Source organism: Halomonas huangheensis, assembly GCF_001431725.1.
GTDB classification, from domain to species: domain Bacteria; phylum Pseudomonadota; class Gammaproteobacteria; order Pseudomonadales; family Halomonadaceae; genus Halomonas; species Halomonas huangheensis.
Genome location: NZ_CP013106.1, coordinates 2337919 through 2355042 on the forward strand (window position 1 = coordinate 2337919; position 17124 = coordinate 2355042).

The window sequence follows — 17124 nt, forward strand, 5'->3', positions numbered from 1 at the left end:
TGCCAGGCAGAAATCGCATGCTCTACAACTACGGGTCGATCAATCTCGACCATGTCTATCGTGTCCCTCACCTGGTACGCCCAGGTGAAACTCTCGCCAGCCACGGCTACCTGGTCGGCCTGGGCGGTAAAGGGGCCAATCAGTCTCTGGCTCTGGCTCGCGCCGGCGGACAGGTCGCGCACTGGGGTCACCTCAACGCCAATGACTTCTGGGCTCGTGCCCTCCTCGCCGAAGCCGGAGTCAATGTTGACGGCATTCTCGAGACCAGGGGCCCCTCCGGCCACGCCATTATCCAGGTTGATGACCAGGCCGAAAACAGCATCCTGCTGTTCCCGGGTGCCAATCACGTCTGTGGCCGCGATGAGCTCAAGAATATGCTGACACAGGCGTCCGCCGGTGATTGGCTATTGTTGCAGAATGAGTGCAGTGCGCTGGCCGATGCCATTGAGCTGGCTCATGACGCCGGACTCAAGGTGGCCTTCAATCCGGCGCCCATGACTGATGCCGTGCTGAAACTGCCACTGGAATCCTGTGACCTGCTGTTCGTCAATCAAGGCGAGGCTGCATGGCTGGCTGGTCTTCCTGAAGACTCCAGCGCCGAACGGTTGCTGGACGCACTCAACAGTAAACTGCCGGGATGTCAGTTGGTTCTGACCCTGGGAGGCGATGGCGCCTGGTATCAGTGCAACGGCCAGCGTCACTTCCAGCCTGCGAACAAGGTCCAGGCAGTGGACACTACCGCTGCTGGTGATACGTTCATTGGTTACTACCTGGCCGCGGTACAGGAAGGTTGTGGAATCGAAGATTGTCTGTCACTAGCCGCTGCCGCCGCATCGCTGGGTGTACAGCAACAAGGCGCAGCCGACAGCATCCCCTATCGCAGGGAAGTCGAACAGGTTCTGGCCAGCATAAGGAGCACCACGTGAGCCACCCGATCATCTTTGATACCGACCCCGGCGTTGATGACGCTCAGGCCATTGCCATCGCCCTGCGTCATCCCGAGATCGAACTGCTCGGTATGACCACGACCTTTGGCAATGTTGATGTCGAGACAGCCACCCACAATGCCCTGCTACTGGCTCAGCTCGCCGGCGATGATATTCCTGTCGCTCAGGGTGCCGCCTGCCCCATGGTCAAACCGCGCCACCCGGCTCCGAAACACATTCACGGCGATAATGGACTGGGTAACATCGAGCTACCGGAAGTGACCGGTCAGGCTGACCCTCGCAGCGCAGCGCAGTTCATTGTCGATACCGTCAATCAGCGCCCAGGCGAAGTTACCCTCGTCGCCGTTGGCCCTCTGGGGAATCTTGCCGCAGCACTGCAACTTGATCCGGCCATTACCGGCAAGGTCAAGAATGTCATCGTCATGGGCGGCTCGATTCGCGAAGGCGGCAATGTGACTCCTGTCGCAGAAGCCAACATCTTCAATGATGCGCATGCCGCCCAGCGAGTGCTGACCGCCGCCTGGCCGCTGACCCTGGTGGGCCTGGACGTCACTCATCGCTGCGTGCTCACACCAGCACACATGGCCCGCATAGAAAGCGCCCAGGGTAAATTGGGCAAAGTCCTGGCTGGCAGCTATGCCTTCTACCGCGAATTCTATCGAGGAGCGTTGGGCATTGATGGCTGCTGCCCTCATGACAGCGTGGCACTTGCCTGGCTGGTCAAGCCCGAGCTATTTACCACGGCGCAGGGCCACCTGCATGTAGTTACAGAAGGCGCTGCTGAAGGCCAGACGCTCTTCGCGCCCATGGGCCGAAAATTCATCGAAGAACGCTGGTCCATGACTCCGGAACAAACCGTGTGCCTGGACGTGGATGGCGAAGCTGCCAGCAACTGGATCGCAGATACGCTCTCCTGACCCCCAGGACGCGTAACGCAGCAGCCCCCTTCAAGCAGCTCTACCTGAAACACCACCGCCAGCCCGGAAGGCTGGCGGTGGTGTTTCAATGGAACAAAAGCAGACTCAGCCCACCGTAAACTCGGTGGGGGGATTGTCGAGGCTCACAGCAACCACTTCCACCGCAGTTACCTGAGCAAGATCAGAACCCTGCCATAACCATTGAGCCATCTGTTCAACGCATGGCTGGTCACCACACAGCAGTACTTCGACACGTCCATCATCAAGGTTGACCGCATAGCCCGTAACACCGAGCTGCCGGGCCTGTTCACGAGTTGTCCAGCGGTAGCTGACCCCTTGTACTCGTCCACTGACCAATGCCTTGACGCAATACATTCCGACCTCCCTCAATGTTCACGTGGCACAGTCTTATTGCCCTCCGAGGCCTCTGACCTCCTGTCCTGCTGAGTCTGATCCACGCTCTCTTCATTGAACTCGTCACCAAACTCACCACTTTCCTCACCAGACTCACCACTCTCCTCAGCAGCTTCCCGCTCGCGAAGACGATGTTCCTCATCGTATTGACGACGCTCCGCCGCCGAGAGCTCCTCTCGAGCACTGGCTTGATCAATGAGTTCCTGCTTGATCAACACTGCACTGTTGCGTGGAATTATGGGGCAACGACGCTGCAGTAGATGACATTTGGTGAAAGCAGCACCAAACAACAATATCAATGAGGAATAGTAGACCCACAGTAATACGATCACGACCGAACCCGCCGCACCGTATGTCGATGCGGTAGCCGTGTAGGCCAGGTAAGTGGCAATAGCCAGGCGTCCAATCATGAACAGCACTGAGGTGACGATGGCGCCAATGAGGACATCGCGCCAACGCAATACCACATCCGGCAGCACCCGAAAAATAGTCGCGAACAAGGCAGTCGTCACCGCCAGGGAAACAAGCACTTCCGCCGCTTTTGTCAGCAAACTGACGAAAGGTAGAATGTCGTGGGCTGCATTTAGCGCCGCTCTGACAAAGACCCCCAACCCCACCGAGACCAGCAGAATAAATCCAATCGAAAGGACAATGGTCAGCGACAGCAGACGCTTCTTGATGAACAGAAACAGGCTATTACTGTTTGGTCTAGCGGCAACCCCCCAGATTGTATTCAACGAGAATTGCATCTGGCCAAACACGGTAGTCGCACCAATGGCCAGCGCCGCAAACCCCATCAGGGTCGGAAACAGCCCGGATTGGTCAATACTGGATTGTGCCACGGCCTGCTCAACGGCTCTCGCCGCCTCAGCCCCCATGGTTTCATGGAGCTGGGCGAATATCTGCCCCTGCGCGGCATCCTCCCCCAGCACCAGGCCGATGACCGTGACTGCAATAATGATCGTGGGCGCCAGGGAAAACAGCGTATAGAACGCCAGAGAACCTGCGTAACTGAAGGCATTTCGTTCCAACCATAACTGGATGGAATTACGTACGACATGCCACCAGAAAAGTACAATATCCTTGATCATGGAGTTCCCTCATCCGTTTTTCTGGCTACAGCATAACGAACCTGATCGCTGGTGGCTGCAAAACAAACAACTGCGCACATTGCACAGCCTATATGCCACCACCATAATGGCAGTGTCTTGAACTCGTGTGGTGCCTGGTGGCTCTGAAATACGATCAACTTACGCAAAACCACACATCTGGAGTACGGCATGTCATCTGAGCAAGAGCCCACGCCGACGGACAGCGACTTCGACTGTCTGGTGTTTATTGGACGTTTCCAGCCGCCTCACTTCGGCCATCTGGCGGTAATCCGCGCAGCCCTGAAGCGTGCACGCCAGGTGATCGTACTGGTCGGATCCGCATGGCAGGCCAGGTCATTACGTAATCCGTGGCGATTCGATGAACGTCGCAGCATGCTGCGCAGCGCATTCGATGATGAAGACAATGCCCGTCTCGAGATAGTGCCCTTGCTGGATGCACTCTACAACGATGACGTCTGGGTTCATGATGTACAACGCAAGGTGCGTGACCTCGCACATCCGGAACATGCTCGTCTTCCGCGCATTGGTCTGATCGGCGCCAGTCGCGGCCAGTCCAGTTATTATCTGTCGCTCTTCCCTCAGTGGGAGTCGATCAGTGTTCCGCTGGTCGAGGCAATCTCTGCCAGCCAGCTGCGCCAACGCCTGTTTCGCTCCGAAGCCTCGGCTATCGAGTATTTGAGTACCAATGCCGCGCACGATCTGCCACCACCGGTCGTGGCCAGCCTGCGTGATTTCATGCATGACCTGCCTTTCCGGCAACTGATTGAGGAGCAGCAACTGCTCGACCAATATCGCTCGGCATGGGCACATGCCCCCTATCCGCCGATCTTCGTAACGGTCTGCGCAGTGGTGGTTCAGTCTGGGCACGTGCTGTTGGTCAGACGCACATCGGCTCCCGGCAAGGGGCTCTACGCGCTGCCGGGTGGGTTCATCAATGCTCAGGAAAGGTTGATGGATGCCTGCCTGCGTGAATTACGCGAGCGAATTCGTCTAAAGGTCCCCGAACCCGTGCTCAAGGGGTCACTCCGCGGTCAGCGCCTGTTCGATGAGCCCCATCGCAGCTGGAGAGGCCGTACTCTCGCCGAAGCGTTCTATTTCGCCCTGCGTCCGGATCAACAACTGCCGAAGATCAAATCAGTAAAGGGCGGCGACCACGCACGCTGGGTCCCCCTCGCCGAGCTGGAACCAGAAAGCCTGTTTGAGGACCATTTCTTCATCATCCAGAACTTCCTGGGCCTGCCGGCAGACCAACGCAGCTGACGGGATTGAAGCGAGCCCCTTCGGCCAACGGGTAGGCTCAAGCCTCAAGGAAATCGCGCGGCAGCTTCATCATCTGCCGCCAGAGCTTTTCAACACCTGGCTTGTGGACCAACGAACAGCGGTACAGGCGAATTTCCAGCGGCACATCCCAATTCTCTCCTCCTGCACGCACCACGCGGCCCTCATTGAGCTCCTGACGCAGACAGAAGTCTGGAATCCAGGCCATGCCCACTCCCTGCATCATCATACCCTTGAGCCCCTCGGCCATGGCCGTCTCATAGACAGTGCGCAGGCGCATGCGCAGCGGGTCATTCTTCAGCAGCATGCGTACACTGCGGCCGAGGAAAGCCCCCTGGGTATAAGCAAGATAAGGCAGTGGATCACTGCCTTCCAATGAGAACATCGGTTTGCCCTGCTCATCCGGTAGACAAACCGGAATCATCTTGACACTACCGATGGAGAACGAGGGAAACACCTCAGCATCCAGCTGCATGCTCGCGTACGGATCGTAATAGGCAAGCATCAGGTCGCAATTGCCTTCACGCAGAACATGGATCGCCTCACCAACATTCATGGCAATCAGCCGAGTCGGTAGCTCGCCCAGCCCTTTCTGCAGACGCGATATCCAGGGTGGGAAGAAGCTCAACGCCAGTGAGTGGGCGGCAACGATATCCAATGCCTCGTTGGCCATGGACAGTCCACGCAGATGGCCAAGTGATTCGTTGAGTTGCTCGACGACATTGCGTGCCGTTACCAGGAACAGCTGTCCTTGTGGGGTCAGATCAATCGGCGTGGTCGAACGATCCACCAGCGTCACGCCTACCGCCTGCTCCAGCGACCTGATTCGGCGGCTGAACGCCGGCTGAGTCACATGCCGTTGACGTGCCGAAGCAGAAAAACTGCGTGTATTGGACAAGGCCACAAAGTCTTCCAGCCATTTGGTCTCGAGATTCACTACCGCTCCTCGCAGTGCACACTGGTATTCCAGCGGGATATTATGCCTGTAACATCTCCGCCATCGAAGGCTGAGTATTCAAGCACACCTCTTTTAACCAGCTACTCAGGGAGTTTCCTGTGCTTGCTGCGCTCAAGAGCCCTTCTACGCCCTGAGCATTCCAACGCTGTACTCACTGTACTGGGTTGTACTCACTGTATTGGAGCCAATAGATAGGCTCCGCGTGAAATCAACTTGCGCCACAGTGGGCGCGCACGCAGCTCCTGGAGCGTCACTTCGCGACAGTTGCTCAGATCTACCTCGAGCATCTCCGCCACCTCTGCAGCAAAATCAGCATCCGCCACGAGAGCGGTGATCTCGAAATTGAGCCGAAAGGAACGATTATCGAGATTGACAGTTCCGACACTGGCCGCCTCCTCGTCGATCAACATGACCTTCTGATGTAGAAATCCCGGAAGATATCGGTATACCCGAACTCCGGCCTTGAGCATTGCCGGCAGGAAAGCGAAGGCCGACAGGAACACCAGCAAATGGTCGGGCCGCTCCGGAATCATGATTCGCACATCAACACCACGCATCGCGGCCAGGCGCAACGCATCCTGCACGCCTTCGTCCGGCACGAAATAGGGGCTGGTCACCCACAAGCGTTGATTGGCACTATGGATCAGGTGCTGTATCAACAGGCTGGCGGTTTCCTGAGGGTCTGCCGGGCCGGATGGCACTATCACCACGCGGCGTCCCACCTCTTCAAAGGGCAGCGGCTGCCAACTCAAGTTGAGCATGGAGCCGGTAGCCCAGTGCCAGTCTTCCCAGAAGGCTTCCTGAAGGCCCAGCACACTAGGCCCCATCAGTTTGAGATGAGTGTCACGCCAGGCACCATGGCGTTTGCTCTGACCAAGATACTCGACACCAACATTGAGGCCACCCAGCCACCCCTGCTGTCCATCGGCAACAAGAATCTTGCGATGATTGCGGAAGTTGAGTTGGAAGCGATTACGCCAACCGCGAGAGGAATGAAAGGCACTAACCTCGATGCCCACGTTACGAAGGTCCTTGAGATAGCCATCGCTCAACTGATGGCTACCGATTTCATCATACAGAAAATACACTCGAACCTTGCGGCGCGCGGCTTTGACCAGGTGAGTCTTGAGTCGCCGACCCAGCTCATCATTACGCACGATGAAGAACTGAATCAGAATGTATGACTGGGCTGCGTCGATACCAGCAAAAAGGCTATCAAAGGCGGCCTCGCCGTCGACGAGAAGTTCGGTCTGATTCCCTCTGGTCAAGGGCATCATGGCCAGCTTCTCAACTGCTCGGATATCCGGGTCTTCATTCTTGACCACGTGCGAGTCGAAGCGGTCACGATAGCGCTGCAACACTCGGCGCAGTACGTTATCACGCTGGCCTCGAGCCGAGACATAACCGTAGAAGCGAGGACGACCGAATATCCAGTATGCCGGAAGTGCTAGATAGGGCACCGTCACCAGAGAGATGATCCAGGCAATTGCCCCCTGGGAGGTACGACTGGACATCAACGCCAGCACAGCCGACAGAGCTCCGCCTGCATGCATCAGAAAAATGACCAATCCAAACAGCCATGCGGCCATTGCCTATCTCCATCGTCCTTGTGAGGTTTGCAGGAGGCACCGCCTCGATCCACTCCAGGCCCAACCGAACCAGCATACTCGGAAACGCAACGACCCCGCTACCGAGCGGGGTCGTTGTACATACGGTCAGGTGAGCGCAATGAATGATGCGGGCTGACCAGTGGGCCTGGATAGCACCCGGGAACTCACGCCGTCTGCGCGATGATCTCCTTCCACTTTGCCGGACCAGTCTGGTGCACGGACGTACCCTGACTATCGACCGCCACAGTGACCGGCATGTCCTCGACTTCAAACTCGTAGATCGCTTCCATTCCCAGGTCTTCGAAACCTACGACACGCGAAGCCTTGATCGCCTGGGATACCAGGTAGGCTGCACCACCCACGGCCATCAGATAGACCGCCTGATTGTCGCGAATTGCCTCGATGGCCAACGAGCCGCGCTCAGCCTTGCCGACCATCCCCAACAAACCCGTCTCTTCGAGCATGGTCCGCGTGAACTTGTCCATACGCGTCGCGGTCGTCGGGCCTGCCGGACCCACAACTTCATCACCCACCGGGTCAACCGGGCCAACGTAGTAGATGAAACGCCCCTTGAGGTCCACCGGTAGGCTTTCCCCCTTGGCAAGCATGTCGATCATACGCTTATGTGCAGCATCACGACCGGTCAGCAATTTACCATTGAGCAGCAGAGTATCGCCCGGCTGCCAGGTCTTGACCTCTTCAGGCGTGATTTCGTCGAGATTGACACGCTTGACGTTGTCGCCAGCCTCGCGAGTGATTTCCGGCCAATCCTCCAGGCGCGGAGCCTTGAGTGCGGCAGGCCCGGAACCATCCAGAGTGAAATGCGCATGTCGGGTTGCTGCACAGTTGGGGATGATCGCCACCGGCTTGTTGGCCGCGTGTGTCGGGTAATCCTTGACCTTGATATCCAGCACGGTGGTCAAGCCGCCCAAGCCCTGAGCGCCAATACCACTGCTGTTGACCTTGTCGAACAACTCCAGGCGCAGCTCCTCGGCACGATTGGAGGCACCGCGAGCCTGCAGGTCTTGAATATCAATCGGATCAAGCAGTGCTTCCTTGGCCAGTTCCATGGCCTTCTCGGCAGTACCACCCACACCAATTCCCAGCATGCCGGGCGGACACCAGCCAGCGCCCATCTTCGGCAACTGCTCCATGACCCAATCGACCACCGAGTCGGAAGGATTGAGCATCGCGAATTTGGACTTGGCCTCGCTACCACCGCCCTTTGCTGCCACGTGCACTTCAACGCTATCGCCCGGCACCAGCTTGTGGTGAATCACCGCTGGCGTGTTGTCACGGGTGTTCTGGCGCTTGCCGTCTGGATCGGCCAGCACCGAAGCACGCAGCACGTTGTCGGGGAAGTTGTAGGCGCGGCGTACGCCTTCATTGATCATATCGTCGAGGCTCATTTCGGCCTCGAAGCGCACGTTCATGCCAACATGCACAAAGACCGTCACGATTCCGGTGTCCTGACAGATCGGGCGATGACCCATGGCACACATGCGCGAGTTGATCAGAATCTGTGCGATCGCATCCTTGGCCGCCGGGTTCTCCTCACGCTCATACGCCGCCGCCATGGCGTCGATGAAATCCTTGGGGTGGTAATAGGAAATGTACTGTAGAGCGTCGGCGACGCTCGTGATGAGGTCGTCCTGGCGAATCACGGTCATGACTGACTCCTTGGATGGGTCGGGCGAGCCCGTTTCTTTGCGGCGGAACACCGGCTTGTCGGGCTTTCAAGGTGCAGTATTGTACCCCATTCGAATCGACTCGACAGGTTCGAAGCAGCCGAGGCTTTCTGTACCCACAAACAAGATAACGGTATAAATATCGATAACCCCAGCGTTGCACGGCTAATTACGCGGCGGCCACCACAACCATCCCACAGCAACAACGACAAGGGCTTCGCCCTTCGGCGAAGCCCTTGTCGTCATCCTGCCAATGATTACCACCGCATCCACGCAGCAGCGACTGTCCGTGTGCCGATTACAGACGCTGCTCCAGGCTGCGATTCCTGAACAGCAGCGGCTTGACCATGCCGAACAGAATGACCACGCCTACGGCGATGGTGAAGCTCATGGTCAGAGGTCTGGCAATGAAGATCTCCCAGGAGCCCTGGCCCAGACGTATCGACTGACGCAGATAGTTCTCGGCCAGCGGGCTGAGTACCAACGCCAGAATGAAGGGCCCTGCCGGATAATCGGCCTTCTTCATCAGATAGCCGATGACCCCGAAGATCAACACGATCCAGATTTCGAACTCGCTGTAGTTGATGGCGTAGGCGCCGACCAGACAGAACGCCACCACAATCGCCGACAGGTGCTTCTGCACCACCCGTAGGGCATTGACGAACAGCGGAATCAACAGCACGTTCGAACCCAACAGGAAGAAGTTGGCGATTACCAGACTAGCAATCGTGCCCCAGACGATATCCGCCGACTGGATCATCAACAGCGGGCCGGGATTGAGCCCGAACATGATCAACGCGCCCAGCATGATTGCCGTGCCACCGGAGCCGGGAATACCCAACGTCAGCAACGGAATCAGTGAGCCCGGTACCGCCGCATTGTTCGCCGCTTCCGGTGCCGCCAGTCCCGCTATCGCGCCGTTGCCGAATTCATCCGGCTTCTTCGATAGCTTCTTCTCGGTAATGTAGGTCATGAAGGTAGCGATGGTCGCACCAGCCCCCGGCAGCACGCCGATTGCAGTACCAAGCACGGAACCACGCGCGATGGGCGCAGCCGCCTCCTTCAGCTCCTTGCGTCCTGGAATGAACTCGCCCATGCGGAAGCGCGGCTTGCCCATGTTCAGCACCACGCGCTCTTCGATGTTGACCAGCACTTCGCCGACACCGAACAGCCCGATGATCACCGCGACGAAATCGATTCCGTCGATCAACTCCGGCACCACCGCGTAACGCACCTCACCCGAGACGTAATCACTGCCAATGGTACTGAGCACTACCCCGAACAGCGTGGCTATAAGCGCCTTGAGCGGATCGGCCCCAGCCAGCACAATGATCATGCTCAGGCCAAGGACCATCAGCAGGAAGTACTCGGGCGGCCCGAGGAAGATCGCGTACTCGGCGATCACCGGTGCAAAGAAGATCAGCATCAACAGACCGAAGCAACCGCCGACGAACGAAGCGATGGCCGAAAGCCCCAGTGCTAGCCCTCCCCGCCCCTGCTGCATCATCGGATAACCATCCAATGCCGTGACAATGGCCGGGGCATCACCTGGCGTATTGATCAGGATCGCCGTCAAGCGTCCGCCATACATGGTGCCGAGGTAAACACCGGTAAGCAGCGACAGTCCACCCACAGGGTCCATGCCGAAGGTCAAGGGCATCATCAAGGCAATGCCTGCCGACGGCCCCAGTCCCGGCAAGGCGCCGACAACGGTACCGACCAGACCGGCAACAAATATCACCAACAGGTTTTCGGGTGTTACCACCACGCTGAAGGCATAGAGAAGTTCAGATAGACCGGACATGGTTGCTCCTCATTGCACCGGCAAACCGAGCCAAAGCGCAAAAATCACGTAGATGACAGCATTCGTGCCAACGGCAACCACCAGCGAACGCCCCAGCCCATGGCCGAGGACCAGCCAGGACAGCAGCACCGTGATGATGAATACCGGAATCAACACCGAACCAAGTACCATGGCCGCCGCTCCGGCGACCAGAATCGCCAGTGCCAGCAGCATTCCCCGATAGTTGGGGCGATGATCCTCTAGACTCTGGTCATCAACACCAGCCGCATTCGAGCCATGAACGCTGGATGCGGCGGCACTGCGACGGCGTTGCCGCAGTGCCTGAACCACACAGCTCAGCGCCAGCGCCGCACCTGTGACCACAGGTACGAAGCCGGGGCCAAAGGCGATATCCGCCCTGAAAGCCAGCCCCTGGCCGCCCAGCACGAAGGCGGCGCCGAGCAGTGCAAGTAATGCCAGCAGTATCCGTTCGACGCCCATGTCCTCAACCTCCAATCAAGCCAAGACGTGTGAGCATGGTTTCGTACAGCTCATTGGTCTCTTCCAGGTACTCACCGAACTCTTTGCCATTGAGATAGCCGGGGACAATGGCGTTGGGATCGAGATAGTTGGCCTTCCATTCCGGAGTCGCCTGCACGCGCTCGACCAGATCACCCAGCCATGCCTTGGCTTCGTCACTGATATCGGCAGGAGCCACCAGACCACGGAACACATAAGCGACCACGTCATAGCCCTGTTCGGTGAAGGTCGGCAGATCCGGGAACAGCTCGGAACGCTCGTCGGTCGTAATCGCCAGAGCATTCAGGCGACCAGAAGAGACGAAGTCTGCTACGGCGCCCGGGTTGACCATGGCAAAGTCGACCTGCCTGGAAAGCAGTGCAGTGGTCACCTCACCATCACCCTGGAAGGGGATGTAGTTCAGGTCGACACCCAGCGCATCGCTGACCATCAAGGTCGCGATATGCTCGATCCCCCCAGCGCCACCACCGGCGACATTGAGCTTACGATCCGCATTGCGGATATCGTCAAGACTGCTGATCGATGAGCCCGCCGCAACGACCAGAATGGTCGGGTCGATGCCCAGACGCGCGATAGGCGTGAAGTCCTGGTAGTCAAGCCCAACATTGACCGACAGCGGCGTGGTAATGAATGACGAGGTCGCCGCCATCAGATAGTGACCATCGCCCTTGTGGGAGTTGAGATAGCCCATCGAGGTTGCACCCGACCCGCCCGGCTTGTTGACTACCGAAATCGGCGTATCGGTCAGATCCTGGTCACGAATCAGTTTGGCCATGGAACGCAGCATGGTGTCGTGTCCACCACCAGGACCATAACCGGCAACGAATTCGATACCACGACCCGGAAAATCATCGGCAGCCGCAGCCGGCAACGCCCAACCGCCGAATGCCATGACCATGGCCATTCCCGCCCCCAGTATCCTGCGACGTGACAAGCTTCTGGCAGTGCCTTGAGTGGTGTTGTTTGATGTCTCTTCCGGCATGATCTTCATCCTGTCTCTCCCAACCGCATGTTGTGTTCGTTGTTCGTACTAGTTGTTCGTACTGGTTCTTCGTACTAGTAGTTGGATACTTGTTGCCATTCATTGAGTGCATCTGTTCAGCGGATGACCACTACTGCTCGTCAATGCTGCAACCGCCGGCCTTGAGGGCGGCATCAATCCAGGCTCCGTCATAGTTGCCACTCAAGGTCTGTTCGAGTTGCTGCATTTCCGCAGCATGCTTGGCCTCGGCACGGTCCAGGACCTCGCGAGCTGTCGCTGCCGGAATCGAGATCACTCCATCGTCATCGCCAACGATCAGATCACCGGGTTCAACGACCATCCCGCCCAGCGATATGGCATAACCGATTTCTCCCGGACCATCCTTGTAGGGGCCACGATGGTTGACTCCCGCGGCAAATACCGGAACATCCTGCTCGGCGATTGCCGCGGTATCACGAATCGCGCCATTGATGACGACTCCAGCAACCTGTGCCTGCACAGCGCGCGCCAGCATCAGTTCGCCCATGATGGCGTTATCCAGTGCCCCACCGGCATCAACCACAATCACGTCACCGGGCTGGGCCATCAGCAGCGCCTTGTGCAGCATCAGGTTGTCCCCCGGACGACAGCGCACCGTGAAGGCCGGGCCGGATAGCGCACCGCCGCGATGGAACGGGCGAAGACCAGCCGGTGCTCCATTCATGCGAGCCATGACATCGGAAATATTGGATACCGCAATACCGCGTGCCCGAGCGACGTCGTCACTATCGGCACGCTTCCAGTGCTGGCGAATACGAAACCCTTCACTCATCAGTCTATTCCTCCAATCCGCCCAGTGCGGCCTGTGTGGCCCGGAAGCGTGCATCGATCTCGCATCCGGCAAAGTGGTCAATGATGTGTTGCGCCGCCGTCATGGCCATGGCTCGCTCGGCACCCGGTGTCAGGCCCGCTGCATGGGGAGTGGCGATCAGGTTGGGGGCCTGCCACAACGGCAGATCAGCGGCCGGTGGCTCGACTTCAAAGCTGTCCAGAGCGGCACCGGCGATGATGCCTTCATGCAGTGCTTCAGCCAGTGCCTGCTCGTCAACCACGCCGCCACGCGCCGTGTTGACCAGCACCGACTCACGCTTCATCAGGCGCAGACGCTCGGCGTTGATCAGGTGGCGGGTCTGTGGTGTCAGCGGACAATGCAGCGACACCATGTCGGAAGTCGCCAGCAGGGTCTCCAGCTCCATGACTCGCTCGATCCCCGGCAGGGATTCACTGAACGCCGGGTCCAGTACCTGCACCTTCATGCCCAGCGCCAGCGCCATGTTTGCCACTTCGCGTCCGATGGCGCCAAAGCCCACCAGGCCGATGACTGCTCCCTGGATATCACGGCCAATGAATTCGCCCTTGAGCCAGTTGCCGCTGCGCGTTGCGGTATCCAGTCGCGGAAGTGACTTCCACAGCGCCAGCGACAGCGTGATCGCCTGTTCGGCCACTGCTCGCGCATTGGCACCGAGGCTACGGTATACCGGAATATTCAGTGATTCCGCGGCGCCAAGGTTGATATTGTTCACCCCACTACCGTGCTTGACGACGATCTTCAGCGCGTCACTTGCCAAGATCACCTCACGGGTCATCTGCCCCTGGGACACCATCAGCGCCTGAGCTCCCGTCTCACGCAAGCGCTCAGCCACCTCCGCCGGCGAGGCATAGGGCGGCGAGAAAATACATTCGAAGCCATGTTCCGCAAGCATCTCCACCGCCTTCTCGTCGATGCGTGCCCGAGTGATCAACACCTTGTGCGACCCGTCTGTATGCGTCACTTGCGCTATCCTACCCTGCCGATTATTGGATACATTAAAGCTGTTTATTTACATTTCGGTATACATATATCGTTAATTTTTTGTCTTTGGTATTCAACAAAAGGTGAAGAGCATGAGGTACCCTGTATCCAGATCAGCATCGATAGGCACTTTTCAGGAGGCTTGATGGACATTGATGAGCAGCAGAACACAGAGCTTCCTCTTGGCGAGCAGGCCTATATTCGCCTGCGCGACCTGCTCCGACACGGCAATCTCAAGTCAGGCCAGCGTCTGAGTGAAAGTGAAATCTGTGATCGCTTTGCGATGAGCCGAACACCGGTGCGCGAGGCTATTCGTCGCTTGCAGTCGGAGGGCTTACTGGGGTCGACACCCGGCGGAAGGATTGTGGTGGCAGAGATTGATCTTGAACGGGTCGAAGAAATCTATGACATGCGTGAGGCAGTCGAAGGACTGGCCGCACGACTCGCAGCACGCAATGCCCGCACTCCGGATTTGATGCGGCTCGAGAAGATTCTGCAGGAGCAACGTGCTGAACCGGATACCGAAGTCAGGTTTCTCAACATCAATGACCGCTTCCACGGCGCCATCTATACGTTGTCACGCAACCGCTACGTGATCCACGATGCCGAGGTATTGCTGAACTCGGCCAGCATGATTCGTGGCTCAACCCATGGACGGTACGACTATGAGAGCTGGTCGCTCCAGGACCACGAAGCGATCTTCAATGCCATCTGCAATGGCGATACCGCAGGAGCTGAAACAGCCATGCGCCAACATATCCGACGTGGACGCTGGCAGCGTACGCGGTTGCTGTTGGCAGAATAGGAGCAGAGGCCGGTACTGCTTGGGTCAGCCTGTACCAAGGGGAAAGCGAAGCACAGGATTACAACGTAAGCCGGGCGGCTCCGAAGAGCCGCCCGGCTTGGTGCTGCCTCATCTCGGGTCAGGCTAGACCGCGCCCAGCACCAACTGCTGTTCGCGTAGTTCATGCAGACGATCACGCAGCCTCGCGGCTTCCTCGAATTCGAGATTCTGGGCTGCCTCCAGCATCTCATTCTCGAGTCGACTCATCTCCTTGCGTAGGTCCTCGACGGACAGCGAACTGACATCGTAGCCGGCCTTGTCCTCGGCCACCTTGCGTTCGCCCTTGCGCCCCTTGCGACGACTACCTGGTGCCTGGGCCGCTTCGAGAATATCGGCCACCGAGCGCGTCACGGTGCGCGGCGTAATGCCATGCTCTTCGTTGAATGCAGTCTGCTTCTCTCGCCGACGCGCGGTTTCATCAATCGCCTTGCGCATCGAGTCGGTAATCCGGTCGCCATACAGAATCGCCTTGCCATTGGCGTTACGCGCAGCACGGCCAATGGTCTGAATCAGTGAACGCTCGGCACGCAGGAAGCCCTCCTTGTCGGCATCCAGAATCGCCACCAGCGACACTTCCGGAATATCCAGACCTTCACGCAGCAGGTTGATGCCTACCAGTACGTCGAACTTACCAAGACGTAGATCGCGAATGATCTCGACACGCTCCACGGTATCGATATCCGAGTGCAGATAACGCACCCTGACACCGTGCTCATCCAGATACTCGGTCAGGTCCTCTGCCATGCGCTTGGTCAGCGTGGTTACCAACACGCGCTCCTCAACGCTGGTCCGCTTGCGAATCTCCGACAGTAGATCATCCACCTGGGTCGACGCCGGTCGTACCTCGATCTCAGGGTCGAGCAGTCCGGTCGGACGCACGACCTGCTCGACCACCTGACCGGCATGCTCGGCCTCATAGGCACCGGGGGTCGCCGAGACAAAGATGGTCTGCGGAGAGATTGCCTCCCATTCTTCGAACTTCATCGGCCGGTTGTCGAGTGCCGATGGAAGACGGAATCCATACTCGACCAGCGTCTCCTTGCGCGAACGGTCACCACGGTACATACCGCCCACCTGGGGCACGCTGACATGTGACTCATCAATGAACAGCAGCGACTCAGCCGGTAGATAGTCGAAGAAAGTCGGCGGCGGCTCGCCCGGCGCGCGCCCGGACAGATAACGCGAGTAGTTCTCCACCCCGTTGCAGTAGCCCAGCTCCATCATCATCTCGATGTCATACAGCGAGCGTTGTTCGAGGCGCTGTGCCTCGACCAGGCGGTCTTCCTTGCGTAGGAAGGCCAGCCGCTCGGCCAGCTCCGACTTGATGCCATCGATAGCGCCAAGGATGGTCTCGCGAGGTGTGACGTAATGACTCTTGGGATAGATGGTCATGCGCGGCACCTTGCCACGCAGCTCGCCAGTCAAGGGATCGAACAGGCTGATCGAGTCGATCTCATCATCGAACAGCTCGACACGTACCGCTTCGTCCTCGGCATCGGCGGGAAAGATATCAATGACATCGCCGCGCACCCGATAGGTACCACGCTTGAAGTCCATGTCGTTGCGGGTGTACTGCAGTTCCGCGAGGCGGCGCAGGAAGGCGCGCTGGTCGATCAATTCCCCGCGTGTGAAGTGCAGGCGCATCTTCAGATACTGCTCAGGATCACCGAGACCGTAGATGGCGGACACCGATACCACGATCAGCGCATCGCGACGCTCCAGCAGCGCCTTGGTCGCCGATAGGCGCATCTGTTCGATGTGGTCATTGATCGAGGCATCCTTCTCGATGAAGGTATCCGATGAAGGCACATAGGCCTCAGGCTGGTAGTAGTCGTAGTAGGAAACGAAATACTCGACCGCATTGTCGGGAAAGAACGCCTTGAACTCGCCATACAGCTGCGCGGCCAAGGTCTTGTTATGCGCCATGACAATCGTGGGACGCTGCATACGCTCAACGATATTGGCCATGGTGAAGGTCTTGCCGGACCCCGTAACACCCAGTAGCGTCTGGTGGGCCAATCCCGACTCCAGTCCCTGGACCAGCCCCTCGATTGCAGCAGGCTGATCGCCCGCAGGCTGGAATTTCGATGCCAGTCGAAATGGCTTGCTCATCTCAGCTCCTGATATCAGGCATAGCGCCCATTCACGATAATCACTCGGGGTAGCAACAGGGCAACCGCTGTCGCCAGGCCCCCGGCCGAGGTTCCGAACTCAAGAAGA

At 58.2% G+C, this 17124-nt stretch carries 14 protein-coding genes and 1 pseudogene; 4 read left to right on the top strand and 11 right to left on the bottom strand.

Annotated features, from left to right (window positions below; translation table 11 throughout):
• Nucleotides 1-17 precede the first annotated feature (17 nt).
• Both AR456_RS10350 and AR456_RS10355 read left to right on the top strand, forming a co-directional pair.
• A complete protein-coding gene (locus tag AR456_RS10350) occupies nt 18-926 on the top strand; it encodes a ribokinase (protein WP_021817474.1) in 909 nt (302 codons plus the stop codon).
• Nucleotides 923-1864, top strand: a complete 942-nt coding sequence (locus AR456_RS10355; protein WP_021817473.1) for a nucleoside hydrolase — start codon at nt 923-925, stop codon at nt 1862-1864. The genes AR456_RS10350 and AR456_RS10355 overlap by 4 nt, the downstream gene beginning before the upstream one ends.
• Before the next feature lie 105 nt (nt 1865-1969).
• Here the strand turns inward: AR456_RS10355 and yccX are convergent, their stop codons facing one another.
• The gene (gene yccX / locus AR456_RS10360) at nt 1970-2239 is read right to left on the bottom strand and encodes an acylphosphatase (protein ID WP_021817472.1); all 270 of its coding nucleotides are present in this window, start codon (nt 2237-2239) and stop codon (nt 1970-1972) included.
• A 233-nt stretch (nt 2240-2472) separates the two neighbouring features.
• A pseudogene (locus AR456_RS10365) lies at nt 2473-3369 on the bottom strand (YihY/virulence factor BrkB family protein); the annotation flags it as partial.
• 189 nt (nt 3370-3558) lie between these two features.
• On the opposite strand from AR456_RS10365, the gene AR456_RS10370 reads away from it, so the two are divergent.
• Complete coding sequence (locus AR456_RS10370; protein WP_021817470.1) at nt 3559-4650, top strand: bifunctional nicotinamide-nucleotide adenylyltransferase/Nudix hydroxylase; 1092 nt, start codon at nt 3559-3561, stop codon at nt 4648-4650.
• A 37-nt stretch (nt 4651-4687) separates the two neighbouring features.
• Here the strand turns inward: AR456_RS10370 and AR456_RS10375 are convergent, their stop codons facing one another.
• The 8 genes from AR456_RS10375 to AR456_RS10410 all read right to left on the bottom strand — a co-directional run bounded on the left by AR456_RS10375 (nt 4688) and on the right by AR456_RS10410 (nt 14040).
• Entirely contained in the window at nt 4688-5605 is a 918-nt protein-coding gene (locus AR456_RS10375; protein ID WP_021817469.1) for a LysR substrate-binding domain-containing protein, read from the bottom strand.
• Between the two features lie 191 nt (nt 5606-5796).
• Entirely contained in the window at nt 5797-7215 is a 1419-nt protein-coding gene (gene cls, locus AR456_RS10380) for a cardiolipin synthase (RefSeq protein WP_021817468.1), read from the bottom strand.
• A 185-nt stretch (nt 7216-7400) separates the two neighbouring features.
• Nucleotides 7401-8906 (bottom strand): fumarate hydratase, encoded by a 1506-nt coding sequence (locus tag AR456_RS10385; RefSeq protein ID WP_021817467.1) that lies wholly within the window; start codon nt 8904-8906, stop codon nt 7401-7403.
• A 316-nt stretch (nt 8907-9222) separates the two neighbouring features.
• A complete protein-coding gene (locus tag AR456_RS10390; RefSeq protein ID WP_021817466.1) occupies nt 9223-10728 on the bottom strand; it encodes a tripartite tricarboxylate transporter permease in 1506 nt (501 codons plus the stop codon).
• 9 nt (nt 10729-10737) lie between these two features.
• The gene (locus tag AR456_RS10395; RefSeq protein WP_021817465.1) at nt 10738-11208 is read right to left on the bottom strand and encodes a tripartite tricarboxylate transporter TctB family protein; all 471 of its coding nucleotides are present in this window, start codon (nt 11206-11208) and stop codon (nt 10738-10740) included.
• A gap of 4 nt (nt 11209-11212) precedes the next feature.
• Nucleotides 11213-12238, bottom strand: a complete 1026-nt coding sequence (locus tag AR456_RS10400; protein WP_202903925.1) for a Bug family tripartite tricarboxylate transporter substrate binding protein — start codon at nt 12236-12238, stop codon at nt 11213-11215.
• Nucleotides 12239-12359: 121 nt separating this feature from the next.
• Nucleotides 12360-13040 carry an RraA family protein gene (locus tag AR456_RS10405; protein ID WP_021817463.1) on the bottom strand — a complete coding sequence of 227 codons (681 nt, stop codon included), beginning with the start codon at nt 13038-13040 and terminating at the stop codon, nt 12360-12362.
• A gap of 4 nt (nt 13041-13044) precedes the next feature.
• Entirely contained in the window at nt 13045-14040 is a 996-nt protein-coding gene (locus tag AR456_RS10410; protein WP_021817462.1) for a hydroxyacid dehydrogenase, read from the bottom strand.
• A 165-nt stretch (nt 14041-14205) separates the two neighbouring features.
• Between AR456_RS10410 and AR456_RS21280 the strand changes: the two genes are divergently transcribed.
• Nucleotides 14206-14865 carry a GntR family transcriptional regulator gene (locus tag AR456_RS21280; RefSeq protein ID WP_021817461.1) on the top strand — a complete coding sequence of 220 codons (660 nt, stop codon included), beginning with the start codon at nt 14206-14208 and terminating at the stop codon, nt 14863-14865.
• A 123-nt stretch (nt 14866-14988) separates the two neighbouring features.
• Here the strand turns inward: AR456_RS21280 and uvrB are convergent, their stop codons facing one another.
• Nucleotides 14989-17016 (bottom strand): excinuclease ABC subunit UvrB, encoded by a 2028-nt coding sequence (gene uvrB / locus AR456_RS10420; protein ID WP_021817460.1) that lies wholly within the window; start codon nt 17014-17016, stop codon nt 14989-14991.
• Nucleotides 17017-17124 lie beyond the last annotated feature (108 nt).